This is a genomic window from Paraniabella hibiscisoli, assembly GCF_022512515.1.
Taxonomy (GTDB): Bacteria; Bacteroidota; Bacteroidia; order Chitinophagales; family Chitinophagaceae; genus Niabella; species Niabella hibiscisoli.
The window spans coordinates 319,678-332,937 of sequence record NZ_JAKWBK010000002.1; the positions used below are offsets into that span (position 1 = coordinate 319,678).

The 13,260-nt window shown below is 42.8% G+C and carries 14 protein-coding genes and 3 pseudogenes; all 17 read right to left on the reverse strand.

Features of this window, described 5'->3' with window-relative positions; genetic code table 11:
- Positions 1-132: 132 nt before the first annotated feature.
- Positions 133-1,029, reverse strand: a complete 897-nt coding sequence (locus tag MKP07_RS30200; protein WP_240851747.1) for a sugar phosphate isomerase/epimerase family protein — start codon at positions 1,027-1,029, stop codon at positions 133-135.
- 95 nt (positions 1,030-1,124) lie between these two features.
- Positions 1,125-1,382 (reverse strand): hypothetical protein, encoded by a 258-nt coding sequence (locus MKP07_RS30205; RefSeq protein WP_240851749.1) that lies wholly within the window; start codon positions 1,380-1,382, stop codon positions 1,125-1,127.
- Complete coding sequence (locus MKP07_RS30210) at positions 1,379-2,569, reverse strand: alpha/beta hydrolase family protein (protein WP_240851751.1); 1,191 nt, start codon at positions 2,567-2,569, stop codon at positions 1,379-1,381. Before MKP07_RS30210 ends, MKP07_RS30205 begins: the two co-directional genes overlap by 4 nt.
- A gap of 7 nt (positions 2,570-2,576) precedes the next feature.
- Complete coding sequence (locus tag MKP07_RS30215) at positions 2,577-3,083, reverse strand: hypothetical protein (protein ID WP_240851753.1); 507 nt, start codon at positions 3,081-3,083, stop codon at positions 2,577-2,579.
- Positions 3,058-4,130: pseudogene (locus MKP07_RS43185) on the reverse strand (sodium:solute symporter family transporter). The gene MKP07_RS30215 and the pseudogene MKP07_RS43185 overlap by 26 nt, the downstream one beginning before the upstream one ends.
- A 133-nt stretch (positions 4,131-4,263) precedes the next feature.
- On the reverse strand, positions 4,264-4,644 hold the full coding sequence (locus MKP07_RS30230) for a hypothetical protein (RefSeq protein WP_240851759.1): 381 nt from the start codon (positions 4,642-4,644) through the stop codon (positions 4,264-4,266).
- Positions 4,645-4,652: 8 nt separating this feature from the next.
- On the reverse strand, positions 4,653-5,390 hold the full coding sequence (locus MKP07_RS30235) for a four-carbon acid sugar kinase family protein (RefSeq protein ID WP_240851760.1): 738 nt from the start codon (positions 5,388-5,390) through the stop codon (positions 4,653-4,655).
- A 79-nt stretch (positions 5,391-5,469) separates the two neighbouring features.
- Complete coding sequence (gene pdxA, locus MKP07_RS30240; protein WP_240851761.1) at positions 5,470-6,501, reverse strand: 4-hydroxythreonine-4-phosphate dehydrogenase PdxA; 1,032 nt, start codon at positions 6,499-6,501, stop codon at positions 5,470-5,472.
- A 54-nt stretch (positions 6,502-6,555) separates the two neighbouring features.
- Complete coding sequence (locus MKP07_RS30245; RefSeq protein WP_317236163.1) at positions 6,556-7,170, reverse strand: dihydrodipicolinate synthase family protein; 615 nt, start codon at positions 7,168-7,170, stop codon at positions 6,556-6,558.
- Positions 7,155-7,409, reverse strand: coding sequence for a dihydrodipicolinate synthase family protein (locus MKP07_RS40050; protein WP_262920009.1), 255 nt, complete (start codon positions 7,407-7,409; stop codon positions 7,155-7,157). The genes MKP07_RS30245 and MKP07_RS40050 overlap by 16 nt, the downstream gene beginning before the upstream one ends.
- 55 nt (positions 7,410-7,464) lie before the next feature.
- Positions 7,465-8,620, reverse strand: a pseudogene (locus tag MKP07_RS43190) (iron-containing alcohol dehydrogenase).
- A 161-nt stretch (positions 8,621-8,781) separates the two neighbouring features.
- A complete protein-coding gene (locus MKP07_RS30265; RefSeq protein WP_240851767.1) occupies positions 8,782-9,600 on the reverse strand; it encodes a dihydrodipicolinate synthase family protein in 819 nt (272 codons plus the stop codon).
- A gap of 159 nt (positions 9,601-9,759) precedes the next feature.
- Entirely contained in the window at positions 9,760-10,227 is a 468-nt protein-coding gene (locus MKP07_RS30270) for a sodium:solute symporter family transporter (protein WP_240851769.1), read from the reverse strand.
- Between the two features lie 32 nt (positions 10,228-10,259).
- Positions 10,260-10,928 (reverse strand): sodium:solute symporter family transporter, encoded by a 669-nt coding sequence (locus tag MKP07_RS30275; RefSeq protein ID WP_240851771.1) that lies wholly within the window; start codon positions 10,926-10,928, stop codon positions 10,260-10,262.
- Between the two features lie 21 nt (positions 10,929-10,949).
- Complete coding sequence (locus MKP07_RS30280; protein WP_240851773.1) at positions 10,950-11,318, reverse strand: sodium:solute symporter family transporter; 369 nt, start codon at positions 11,316-11,318, stop codon at positions 10,950-10,952.
- A 182-nt stretch (positions 11,319-11,500) separates the two neighbouring features.
- Positions 11,501-12,009: pseudogene (locus tag MKP07_RS43195) on the reverse strand (exo-alpha-sialidase).
- The gene (locus MKP07_RS30295) at positions 12,009-13,256 is read right to left on the reverse strand and encodes a DUF3826 domain-containing protein (RefSeq protein ID WP_240851778.1); all 1,248 of its coding nucleotides are present in this window, start codon (positions 13,254-13,256) and stop codon (positions 12,009-12,011) included. The pseudogene MKP07_RS43195 and the gene MKP07_RS30295 overlap by 1 nt, the downstream one beginning before the upstream one ends.
- Positions 13,257-13,260: the final 4 nt, after the last annotated feature.

The following is a 13,260-nucleotide window of genomic DNA, read 5'->3' on the forward strand; positions in this document are numbered from 1 at the left end:
ACTAATCATTTTTTTGTGTCCTGTACCGTCCGGTGCCGCAATAATATTACTTTATGAGCCTCTATCCGTCACATTAATATCATGTTTAAAGCAAACATTTACAGGAAGTCCGTTTATTCACTTAAATGCGGCTTATTTCGTTGATTTTTGTTCCTGTTCCGGCTGAAATACCTTTTTCAGGTAAGCCACGTTGGCTCCGTAATTGTATTTTACATTCGTAGGTTGACTTGCATCGCGACTACGCTCTACCACCAGCCAGCCTTTCCATTTCATTTTATCCAGCATTTTCTTTACCTTATATAAGTCAATCTGGCGGTCATTCTCCAGCCATACACTATCCTTATTAGTGGCATGAATCATGGCAATATTTTTTGCACCCAGGGTTTTCATTTCACGATACAGGTCCCTTCCGCCTTTTAAAGGATTTGAAAAGTTGAAGTAAATCTTTATTGCCGGGGAGCCAATGTCCTTAAGCAGCCGTTTTTCCTGTGCCGCGGAAAGCGCCGTTTCTATGGCTATAACTACACCTGCTTCTTTGGCCATTTTTCCTACAACTTTTAAACGACTGATAACGGAATCCCTGACACTGGTGCTGGACGCAATATCGCATTGAACACCCATTGGAAGAAATGCCGTTTTGATGCTCATCAATTGCATTGTTTTGATACAATCGGATACAGATTGCAAGTATTCTTCCCTGCCGCAGAACGATTGTGCATAATATCCTGTCATTGCCAGCGAGAAAAGCTCAATGTCATTATCTTTTGCTGCTTTTAAATATTGCTGCCGGGAAGAATCTGCCAATAACTTGTTGTCGAAAGTGGAGCGGTTACCTAAACCTCCCATATCTACCTCCAGGCCATCAGCCTTCAATTCTTTGGCGAGGGCCACCGCACTCAGTTTCTGCCGTTTCAATAACATCAGGTCTATTAAACCAATCTTGTAACGACTTTTTTGTGCCGCTGCCGGCAGCGTTAATAATGCGATGATCCCGGTTAACAAGAACAGCTTTCCAATTTGTTGCTTCATATTTAAATAAAAGAGGTCCTTGTCGGCAATGCTAAACTAGGACCGATGATGAAAAAAATTATGATCATAAACAGGTATGAGTATGAGTATACCCATTATTTCGTGGCTGCCTGGAAAACTGTCTCCAGGTTAGCAAAACCTTTTACTGCATGTGCCGGTAGTTTTTCACCTTTATCCCCAAATACATACATATCGGTCATTTTTTCAATGGTAATGCCAGACTCGTCTATTTGTCCATTCTTTTCGACAGCGGCCAGGTTCAGGTTCAGGTTTTTTGCCATGAACCGGTACACCGCTGTTCTTTTATTAATGCCAAAGTCGTGTTTCTCCTCTGGCAGATGCACGTTCGTCACATTGTCTTTTTACCATACCAGTCATACATTTTTTGCAGGTAGGGAAAATCATGTTCCGGCATTCTGTCCGTCCAGTCTCCACCATCAGACACCAGTAATTGTGGATTGGGTGCCGCCATAGCCGCCAGCTCCAGGTTATCAGTTCCGCCACCACACGTAAATACCGGCATGCCGCTTTCGCAGGGACAACCACCATACATATAAGACGATACAGAAACCACAGGAGCAGATACTTTAATACGTTCATCAATAGCCGACATTAAAACCGTATGGCTACCTCCACCCGAACCGCCGGTAATACCAACACGCGCAGGATCTACTTCTTTTAAACTCAACAGGTAATCCAGGATGCGTATGGCACCCAATGTTTGTATGGTTTGAGAAAGGCTTTTACGATGATCGGCATATTCGAATTGCAAACCAGATTCGCCCCAACCAAACAGATCGTAGCTGATGGTGATAGCACCCATTTGGGCTAAGGCCGCACAACGTATCTGGCAATCTGCGCGAAAACGATGGTCGGCCCAATGTCCATCGGGGTTTAGAATAACGGGCACTTTACCCTTTATTTTTGCCGGGCGATAAATAGAACCATTAACCCAAACGCCTTTTAATATTTCGATGGCAATATTCTCTACTGTATAACCATCATGTTTTCTTTTAGGTGTGATAATGGGTTGACTGATGGGATAGGCCGGCAATTTATCCAATTGCAATGCTTCCATGATACAGGGGCGTAACATTTTCTTACGCGATTCCCATTCTGTCAGATTTTTATATTGTGCAGCAATTCTATCCAGCTCGGCCCACCCTTCAGCCACCGGCCAGCGATAGTATTCAAACTCACTTACTTTGTACTTCTTATTCCCATCGGGTTTTACCTTCAGATCGAAAGGCGCCAATACATTTTTTAGGGTTTCATCAACATCCGTACGGTAACGCCATTTAGCATATTTCAGGTTCTTACCCGCTACCAACTTATCATCAGCCCTAACTGTAACCCCATAATGTTGTTCAATATCCTTCAACACTTCTTTTAAAGGGAGCTCATACGCTCCATCGCTGTTATTAGATTGTGCATAGGATGTGAAAGTACAGATGAGGAGAATTACACCAGGTATAAGTGTGCGGACCACAGTGGTGGACAGGCGCAGTGCCACTCTCATATATTTAAGAGATAACTTCATAATTATTTTATTTTTCAATTGCGTCCAATTTCCTGTTCTTTTTCCAGTTACTGAATAATAGATTAGGAGCTATATCCGGCTTGGGAAAGAAAAGGCTGGCTGTATATCCAACACCAATCAACACCAGGTGGCTATATACCCCCAGCATCAATTTGTTATGTGTAAAATTATAAGATCCCAAATCGAGCAGCAACTTAGGCTCTTTTAAACCGATAGGCGTAGATGTTAAAAAAGCATAAGCAGTGAACAGGATACAGGTAATGATACCAATATTAACGCCCTGACGGTTGGCACGTGCACTAAAGAGCCCGAGCAGGAATATCCCAACAATCCCCCCGAAAATATTGCGTATATCGTAAAAATAATACCCAATACGCCCTCGTCTCCAGACAATATATACAACGCGCCAATACCCACCGTCAACAAACCAGATATGACTACAAATAGCTTGCTCGCTTTTAAGTACTGCTGATCTGTTTTGCCCGGGGCTAATTTTTGTAATAATCTTCCACACCCACTGCTGCCAAAGAATTCAAATCAGCGCTGAGGCTGCAAATGGCTGCCGACAATAAGGCAGCTATAATAAATCCAATAATGCCAGGAGGCAGCTGGGTCATGATGAAATGTGGGAAAGCCGCTTCCGCCTTCATACCATCGGGTGCACCGTTCTGTTTGTAATACACAAACAAAGCCGTTCCGATCAGCATAAACATGGTCCAGATAGGTACGGTTAAAGAGATCCCCAGGAAGGAAGCCTTAATGGCATCTTTATCTGATTTTGCGGTAAGATACCTTTGTACTACTGTTTGATCCGTTGCGTATTTTTGAATGGCGTAGAAAGCCCCGTTGATGATCATTACAATCAGCGTGAGCTGCTTAAAATCAAATTCGTAAGGACCGAAACCGGTACGATTATTTTCAGTGGCAATTCTTATTGCTTCAGGAATGCCGCCTTTTATGGAACTGAGCAGTACGGTTAAGCAAACAATACCACTAAAAAACAACATGAATCCCTGGAATACATCGAGCCAGATCACCGCCTGGATACCTCCTTTTAAATTAACAATAATGAGTATAACACCTACAATAGCCAATACAACAAAAGGGTTGATGTCAATCATTTCCTTAATAGCTATCGCCACCAGGAAAAGCACGGTGCCCATGCCTGCAAACTGCCTGATCATAAAAGAGAGGGAACTGTAATACCGCGCGAAGCTTCCAAATCTTTTTCGAAATACTCATAAGTGCTCAACCCTATCGATTTTCTGAATAGGGGCACAATAAACCATATACATCCCAGGAGCACTATTGGAACCATTAGCCCCTGTACCAGTAAAATCCAGTTGCTGGTATAACCTTGTGCAGGATAACCTAAAAATGTAACGCTGCTGATCAATGTGGCCAGCAGGGACAAGCCTAATGCCCAGGAAGGTATATTTCCCTTAGATAAGAAAAAATTTTGGGTGGAGGTTTGTTTTTTTGAGAATTTGAATCCAAGGAATACGGTTATTCCCAGTACCAACGTGATAATGGCATAATCAATAAAGTGCAATCGGGTCATGTGGTTATTTATTTTTGTTGGTTCCTTACCAACTTTGATGTACTACCTGATGGATTGTTCCAATACTTTTTCTTTGGAAAGGAATGATCCAATATCAGCAATCCCTATATAAAACAATCTGCGGGGCTGTACCCTACACATCTTCGTATAACTTATACTGTTGCCTGATTGGCTCCGGCAGATTATAGCTACCCGGTTTAACAGTAACCAGCATATTGCCTGCCCTCATTTGCACCACACCCCGGTCCCATTCATATACCGGTTTAAAACAGTTGATACCAAAAGCCTGGAAGATGGCAGCTGCCGTAGATCCTCCCTCGATTAACAGCTCGTCTATTCCGAACCGATCAGCAAGCGCCTTTACGTGTTCAGCCATTTTAAGGCGAAGTTTTACAGCTTCAAAGGCAGACGGATTGACGGTTTCATCAAATGCAACAATCAAGCGCTGATGCTCTTGTAGAATTTGTATAGCTTTACCAGACCATATATCTAATCCGCTATCTTCATTTAACATACTGCTATCTATATAAGCAGTATAGCTACTTCAAAATACCTGATCAGCTCCACGCTTTTGGCGAAAGAAGTGCCGCTTACATATACATGTGCGTTGCTTAATAAGGGTTGACCTGTATTTGTATTCTTGCTATACCTGCGCTTCAGCAATGCATCAAAGAAATCTCCTGAACCGGCAGCGATGCAGGATGCGTTTACTTCAGCAGCCCAGCGATCTACCTCTTCCGTTGTAGCAGCTGATGCAATATTTAGCCCGTCCTCTAATTCTTCACCCTTCTCCAATATTTTTGCCGGGCTACCCAACATATCAACGACACCGGAAGAAAGAATAGCGAATTCCGGATCCTTGGCAAAGCTGGTTTCGCTGATTTTAATGCCATCGATAAAATACTGGCCGTTCCTGATTGTTCTACCTAAGGATGGGTTAGCTGGCAAGATTAAAGCTTTATTCACGCCCAGCAGCTCCATCTGCACATTCAATTCATCAGCTACATATCCCCTTAAAACGGAGTCGATCTTTTTAAATAACAAATGAGGCTTCTGCGAGGCCGCCGCTATAGTAGCTGACTTTACAGCCCGTAATGCCTCGTCCTTTTTCATCGATCGGCTGTCGCTTGAAATAATATATACATCGGCATCACCCTGCAGCGATCCGTCGAGGCAAAGGGATGCCTTCAGGCCGTATCCCAGGCTAATGCCTGCGAGCTCGGCAGCCCCTGTAAAATCATCTGCAATAACTACAATCATGAAAACGAGTGATGAATGATGAGTAATGAATGGCGAATAATAAATGATGAGTGCTTACTGATTACTCATTTCTAATTATTCATTTCTGGTTGCTGGCCAATTGCACGGCACTTTCTATCGCCAATACCATTGCATCCGGACTTGCAATGCCTTTACCAGCAATTTCAAAAGCTGTTCCGTGATCAACTGATGTTCTTATAATTGGCAAACCCAGGGTAATGTTTACGCCTTTTACACTTTCCATCTGCTGCTTCTCTGAGTTCCACTTAAAGCCGGCCAATTTGAAAGGAATATGTCCCTGATCGTGGTACATGGCAACCACACCGCCATAAGCACCTGTTGCTGCTTTGGCAAACATGGTATCGGGAGGCACAGGACCTTCTACATCATAACCACGGCTACGCGCTTCTTCAACAGCCGGGAGGATTTCCTGGTCATCTTCGGTACCAAAAAGCCCACTGTCGCCGGCGTGCGGATTTAAACCAGCCACCCCAATTTTCAAATTGGTCTTGCCAAGACTTGTCAGCCCCTTACGCAGCAATTCTATTACTTCCACTATACGATCCTTTTTCACCAGGTCGCAGGCTTGCCGTAGTGATACGTGTGTGCTTACGTGAATGACATTGATATGATCCTCCACCAGCAACATGGCATATTTTTTTGTATTGGTGTAGTGCGCATAAATTTCGGTATGACCAGCAAAATGATGACCGGCTTCATTGATCGATTTTTTATTGATGGGACCGGTAACCGTTGCAGCTACCTCACCGGCCAACGCCAGTTGTATCACTTTTTCCACCGACCTGAAACTGGCTTCCCCGCACATGGCATCTATTTTACCATATTCTAATTTAGAAGCATCCACGTTTTTAAGATCAACCACATCGATCGTACCGAAAACAAAACCCGCATCAGCTGGTTTTTCAATACGATTTACTTTTACGTTCAAGTTTAACTCGGCAATGATCTTTTCAAACACGCCGGCATCGCCCGCAATCAGCGGCCTGCATATTTCATAAACTTTTTTATCTTTTAAAGCTTTTACTGCAATCTCAGGACCAATACTGGCCGGATCGCCCATTGTAATAGCTATTATGGGTAAAGTATTCATTATTTCTAGTTGAAATTAATTTGCTGTAAATGTTGAATTAATTGCGCTGCCTGCTCATTGCTCTGTTGCTGCAAAGGAGGCATCACTACCGCCTGGCAAAGCCCGCGCTGCTGCATTAGTACTTTCAAAGCCCAAAGGCTCGCCCAGGGTTCTGCCCGACTGGTACAGATTGCCTCCGGTGTCGCTATGTTGCTGCATTTCGTAAGCCAGTTCCTTATTTCCGGCCTCAACAGCCTCCAGCATTTTTTGATAGATACCCGGGAACACATTACCGGTACTGGGGATCAGACCATCGCTGCCACCCAGTAATGCATCTGCCGACCTGGCTGCCCATCCGAGGAAGTGACCAAAATCGGTACGGTCTTTCCAAAGCGCCAGCGATTGCTGCAACCTTTCGTCGCTACGTTCCGAATCTTTGGTGGCGACGATGTTGGGATGATGACTCAATTCATCAATAATCGACAACGGAATGCTCATATGAGTAGTAGCCGGTATATTGTAAATGATCAGCGGCACTTTTATTGCATTGGCCAGATCTTCAAAGTATTTTTTCATCTGGCTTTCAGTCAATACATAATAGGAAGGCAAAGTAGCAGCTACTGCATCTACCCCCTGGTCTGCACAGTAATTTGCAAAGTCAATGGATTCGTTGATTATATTGGAAGAAATTCCTGCATAGAGAACGGAACCTGTTTTTTATATTTCGCGGCTGCCAGTACATAGTCTTTCTTTTGTTGTAATGAAAGCGAAGGCGCTTCTCCTGTAGTGCCTAAAATAAATGGCGATGCCTGGTGTGCATAAAAGTTATTGAAAATGCGTTCAACCGCAGGCTCGTCAATAGCAAATATTGAATTAAGTGGCGTTACAGCGGGTACAATTACTCCTTTAAATTTGTTTTCTATACTCATTGATCATGTTTTATTTGTTTCGTGCCGACACGAAACAAGGCCTGGTTTCATACTTTTATCCCATTGCTGCTTTATAAATCGCTATGGCATCCTGCTCTGAGATATCTCTTGGATTATTTTTTAGTAAACGCTGTACTTTCATAGCATCTGTGGCCATTTGAGGAATAGCACCCTCCGGCACATTCACTTCTTTTAATGTAAGCGGGATACCACATGCTTTAATGATGGCTTTGATACGCTCAACTCCGGCAGCGGCTGTAGCTGCATCATCCGCCTGCCTTTCACATCCCAGTGCTATAGCCACTTCTGCATATTTTTTGTTGCCGAAGGAATATTATATTCCATCACATAAGGCAATAGCAAAGCATTCGATAAACCGTGAGCCAAATGAAACATACTGCCTAACGGATAAGAAAGTGCGTGTACACCTGCCGTATTCACCGGTCCGAGGCAAAAGCCACCCAACAAACTACCCATAGCTACTTTCTCCCTGGCTTCCACATTATCTCCCTGCTTCACGGCTGTTTCGATATGAGCCGCAATTAACCGCATGCCTTCGTAAGCCATCATATCGATAAATGGCTGTGCAAATTTATTGGTATACGCTTCCATGCAATGCGTTAATGCATCAATGCCGGTTGCTGCTGTAATTGCCGGGGGCACGGAAATGGTCAATAAAGGATCTACATAAACAATATCGGGGACCAGGTAAGGACTAATGATCCCTTTTTTCTGATTATCTGCATCATCTACCAGTATGGCATTAGGCGAAGCCTCGCTTCCTGTACCAGATGTAGCAGGCACACAGATCAGTTTCTTTTTCCTGCCTTTTAGTAAACCAATACCTACATAGTCTCTTAACTGCTGTTCATTATCCAGTTGCGCTGCAACCAGCTTGGCAATATCAATACGCTACCACCACCAATGCCGATAACCACATCCGGATTAAATGCCTGTACTTTTTGCATCAGCTTTTCAAAGTCACTGAATGTAGGTTCCTGTACAATGCTGGTATCCGTTTGCACCGCAACGCCTGCGCTTTTTAATTGCTTTATAAATCCCTCAATTGTATTCTGCAGCGGGACAATGGTTACTATAAATACTTTAGATGGCAGCAAGGCCTGTACTTCCGCAGCCAATTGATCTAAACTCCCATTGGCAAAGACCAGTTTGCCCGGGAAAAATATTTTTAAGTTGTTCGTCAATTCCACTTTTATAATAGTTCTTTTAATCTTTAACTTATGCAAGGTTCTTTGCCGATACCGGTTCTATATTCAACCGTTCGCACCAGCCTAAAAACTTATCATGTAAGGCATCTACTTCTTTTTCTGATCCGGTGTTAAATGTAAAGCGTATGCACGACTGATCGTTCTTACCGGCAGGCCTCTTTTTGTAAAAAATATTTAGCGCTCATAGGGTAAGCAATGTGTATCATGGGATCGACAGCGGTCAACTCCTGCTGTAGCCATTGTACATCCGCCTGCTTATCAGGATTGTTGGCATTTTCTACCATCCACACCAGCAGTTCCGGATAAAAGTTACCTGATATAGAAGACATACCTACCGCACCATGCTGCATGCTATACATGGCGTTAGGCGTATGCGCATCATAAAACTCCAATTTATTAGGCAGTTCTTCCAGGATATCCAGCTTTGCTTTTACGTTCTCATGTGTTATAGAAGTATCCTTATGATATATCAAACGATCGGCCTGTAACAATTTCCGGAACACATCAGCTTCAATGATTCGCTTATAGGGAGCAGGACATTCATACATACCCAAGGGAATATCACCCGTAAGCGAAAACATTTTTTCAAAATTTTGCAACAACACATCGTTGCTATCTTCTACTTTAGCATAATGTCCTGTGATCAATATTACCGCGTCTACGCCGGTATCATAAATGCGTTTAGTAAAATCGGCTTTATCTTCAATGGTTAATCCAAATGAACCAGTTGCCACGATTGGAACACGGCCATTTACATAACTCACAATATGCTGCGTCAGTTGTAATCTTTCAGCTTCGCTGATACTGAACATCTCGCTGCTCAGGCAATTGGCAAAAATTCCTTTTACACCTGCCTGGAGATAAAAGTCTAAAAGTGTATTTACCGCATCGAAATCTATATTAGCTTTCAGATCGAAAGGCGTGATCATTACTGGCACAAATTTTCCGGCAATCGTTTGCATCGCTTTTTGGGTTAAAGTTGAAAATTTTTATCCATAAACTCATGTAGGAAACCATTATTGTAATGGAAGATTTTGCTATATAATACATCATTACAAAATAACATTTCCCCACTATTACCAGAACTTATTTGAAAGGTCGTGAACATTGATAGACTAATTTTAGGACATGGCTTTCTCCTTTCTGAAAGCCGTTAACAGCACTCCTGTAAAGAAAATAGTTATAGTACCTATTACGATAACCATATTGATATGAAGCACAGATTTAAATGAATCATAAGCCGGTGGCAACTGTGGTGAGAATGTAAGCCATAGAATCACCAATATACCTACTATTACAGCAACAATGGCTTGACCGCTCTTTGTTTTTTTGCTCATAATACCCAGCAAAAAGAGTCCTAACATGCCACCGGCAAAAATGCCCGACAATTGCCACCAGATATCCAGCACGCTTTTAATGCCCAACATAGCCAGCCCGGTGCCTAGTCCTATTACACCAAAAATGACGGTACTAATATAGAGAAGCTTTAATTCGGCCTTGCCCGCCAGACCGGGTTTAAAATAACGCTGATAGATATCTTTCGTAAATACGGTAGCGCAGGCATTCATACCCGAACTTATTGTGCTCATGCCAGCAGAAAGAATAGCCGCTATAATCAATCCTAAAAAACTTTAGGTATTTTATGCACCATAAAATGCGGCATTACTTTATCGCCATAGTCAGCCGGTTGTAAAGTTGCCGCGAGTACATTCACCTGATCACTAGTCGCTCCTGCCCCGAGCTTTTCCAATGCAACGGTATGCTTTAAACCCTCTATTAACTCAGGGTTTAACTGGTAGTAGGAAAACAGAGCTGAGCCAATTATAAAAAACAACAAGGACGCAGGTACATACATGGCCACGCAAAGCCAGATTGATTTTTTTGCCTGGGAAGTATCTGTTGCAGTATGATAGCGCTGTACATAATTCTGGTCCATACCAAAATTATTAAGATTGATGAAGAACCCATACAGGAATACTACCCAAAAACCGGATGTAGTAAAATCCAGCCGCATGGTACCCAGGCTAAATTTATTTTGCGCCATGCCTATTTCATAGGCTTTTTCTATACCACCGGGAATTTCCCTTACAATCAGATACAATATCAATAAAGCGCCGAGCGTTTTTAAAATTCCCTGCACCACTTCTGTCCAGATCACCGCTTCCATTCCACCCATAACCGTATAAACGATAATGCAAACACCCATAACAATCATGATAGATGCCATGGAGAAGCCTAGAGCGCCTGCAGGCTCAATGCCATTCCGAAAAAACTGACCCCATACGGGCAAACTGGGTCAACACAAAGCATATCACTGCATAAGTTCGCGCCCAGGGTCCGAAACGATGTTCCAGGTGGGTGTAGGCTGAAACTTCACCGGTGCTGCGATAAAAGAAACAAAATATTTAGCAGCAAAAAATGCAGCGAAAGGCATGGAAATACTGAACACGAAGGAGTTCCAGTTACTGCCAAAAGCTTTACCAGGCACTCCCAGGAATGTATTACTACTTAAGAAGGTGGCATAAATGGACAGGCCTATCGCCCAACCCGGAATACGGCCAGAGGCTTTGGTGAACTGGTCTGCATTTTTATTCTTTCGCGAGAAATAAAAACCAATCCATACCATGCCTATAAGATATAGTACGATTATGCAAACATCGATAAGTGGTATATTTTTCACATCTGTATTTTATATGACAAGATTCAATCTGATAAAGCAATCCCCGACATTAGTAGATAACAGCGCTATTGCCAAACTTAACCCCAAAGACGCCAGAGTGCAAAGGAAAACTACCCTATTTCTTCAAATGCGTTGCGCCTTTGCGAAAAAAGAAATGCATACCTGCCAACTCCGGTATTCCATTAATCATCTGTAACCACGCCTTTACCCACCTTTATCTTCCCCGGCCATTTCTGGTTTTTGATTTCGGTAAGTTTTAACTTAGACGGATCGATCTTTACATATTTGATCCGCTGCCTTCTCCAGGTATATACCACGTGCACCATTCCATCTTTACTTTGGATGATCGACGGGTAAGAATACTGGCTGATGGGCGAATCTTCTAAAACCAACGCTGCATACCATTTTTTGCCATCTTTTGATACGGAAATATTTAAAGGCGTACGCGGTCCTTTACCTTTCACCCATGATGAATCGGGTAACACATGATTGTATACCAGCAAATGCCTTCCATCTTTTAAAGTTACTGCATCCGTACCCGAATTGTTATTGGCATATCCAGCGTCGTCATTTCGGACCAGGTTTTACCGCCGTCTTTACTCCAACTTTGGTAAAGCACTGTATTCCGCGTACGTCCTAAAGTTTGCAGATCTCCATTTTTATATTTCAAAATAGAAGGCTGAATAGCCATTATTTTTTTACCATCGTTAATGGGATCCGACTTAGTCCAGGTTTTCCCCAGTCCTTTGTATATTCAAAATGGACTTTCCAGCCGTCTTTTTCAGTACTTGAAGGACAAACTAATACTCCGTTAATTAACTCCGGTTTATTTTTTACCGGTCCAAGATAGCCTGCTGGTAAAGCTTCGCGCTGGCTCCAGGTATGGCCGTTATCGGTAGAACGCTTCAGCCAGCCCGTCCAGCCCGCTACATTAGGCCCGATTTTATAAAACAGGATCAGTTCACCACCAGGCACCTGGTATAAAACGGGATTGTAACAGGCATAACGCAAAGTATCGTTCAAAACACCATTGGCAGCCATGGCAGGTTTCGACCACTTACCCTTTTTAAGATGGCTCGTATAAATACAAACATCTTTATGCCCTTCCTTTGTTCCGCCAAACCAGGCAGCTATCAACCCTTCCGGCGTCTCTGCTATGGTTGCCGAATGGCTGGATGGGAAACTCGCGGTATCAAAAATAAACTCATCAGTTACAATACCCTGCTTCCAGCGAACTTTTTGTGCACCAGATGATATGGCCAGTAACAATAAACAAAAAGAGATAAAACTGATCTTCATTGAAATATTATTTTTTTCCTGAGCTGCTTTTTCAGCGTTTCTTTTATTCACGTAATCCTTGAACAATTGCTTCCAGCTACGTCCATTACTGTTGAGGTATTGTTCGCATTTGGTTTTATAGATCTCAAAAATAGCCGAGATCTCTTTCATGCTTTTATAATCAATAGCCTGCTCCCTTGCCTGTTTCAGATTTTTAAGGATTTCCGTACGTTCCTTATCGGTAAGATCAGGAACGATAGCTTCATAGCCTTTCAAAGTAAAAGCCACTTTACCAATAGTGTATTGATCTAATACGGCTTCTACCTGCTCAGGAGTTAACGCTGCGTTTAAGGTAGTCATCAGGTTTTCGTGAACCGATTTAGGCTTTTGCGAGCAATAAATCACCTCCCAATCCAGATTGCTTAATGTATTACCTGTACCCGGGTTAATGCCTCCCGGATTATCTTTCACAGGATGTTCGTTATGCCAATCTCTAACTGCAGTAAGGTGCTGGGTAATGGCTGTTTGAACTTTTTGTTTTTTACCCTCATCAGATAATTTCAGGTCATTCACCCATTCACTGGCTTTCTTTTGTAATTCCTGGTTATCTGCAGACGCTTGTGCAATAGCCTGGCCTGATGTCATCGCAATAGATAACACTATT

What these genes read in the sequence shown, in the direction of transcription:
- MKP07_RS30235 (WP_240851760.1), bottom strand. Translation starts at nt 5,390, where the DNA reads ATGATTGTAGTTATTGCAGATGATTTTACAGGGGCTGCCGAGCTCGCA.
- MKP07_RS30265 (WP_240851767.1), bottom strand. Translation starts at nt 9,600, where the DNA reads ATGCAAACGATTGCCGGAAAATTTGTGCCAGTAATGATCACGCCTTTC.
- MKP07_RS40050 (WP_262920009.1), bottom strand. Translation starts at nt 7,409, where the DNA reads ATGAGTATAGAAAACAAATTTAAAGGAGTAATTGTACCCGCTGTAACG.
- MKP07_RS30230 (WP_240851759.1), bottom strand. Translation starts at nt 4,644, where the DNA reads ATGTTAAATGAAGATAGCGGATTAGATATATGGTCTGGTAAAGCTATA.
- MKP07_RS30270 (WP_240851769.1), bottom strand. Translation starts at nt 10,227, where the DNA reads ATGAGCACAATAAGTTCGGGTATGAATGCCTGCGCTACCGTATTTACG.
- MKP07_RS30200 (WP_240851747.1), bottom strand. Translation starts at nt 1,029, where the DNA reads ATGAAGCAACAAATTGGAAAGCTGTTCTTGTTAACCGGGATCATCGCA.
- pdxA (WP_240851761.1), bottom strand. Translation starts at nt 6,501, where the DNA reads ATGAATACTTTACCCATAATAGCTATTACAATGGGCGATCCGGCCAGT.
- MKP07_RS30210 (WP_240851751.1), bottom strand. Translation starts at nt 2,569, where the DNA reads ATGAAGTTATCTCTTAAATATATGAGAGTGGCACTGCGCCTGTCCACC.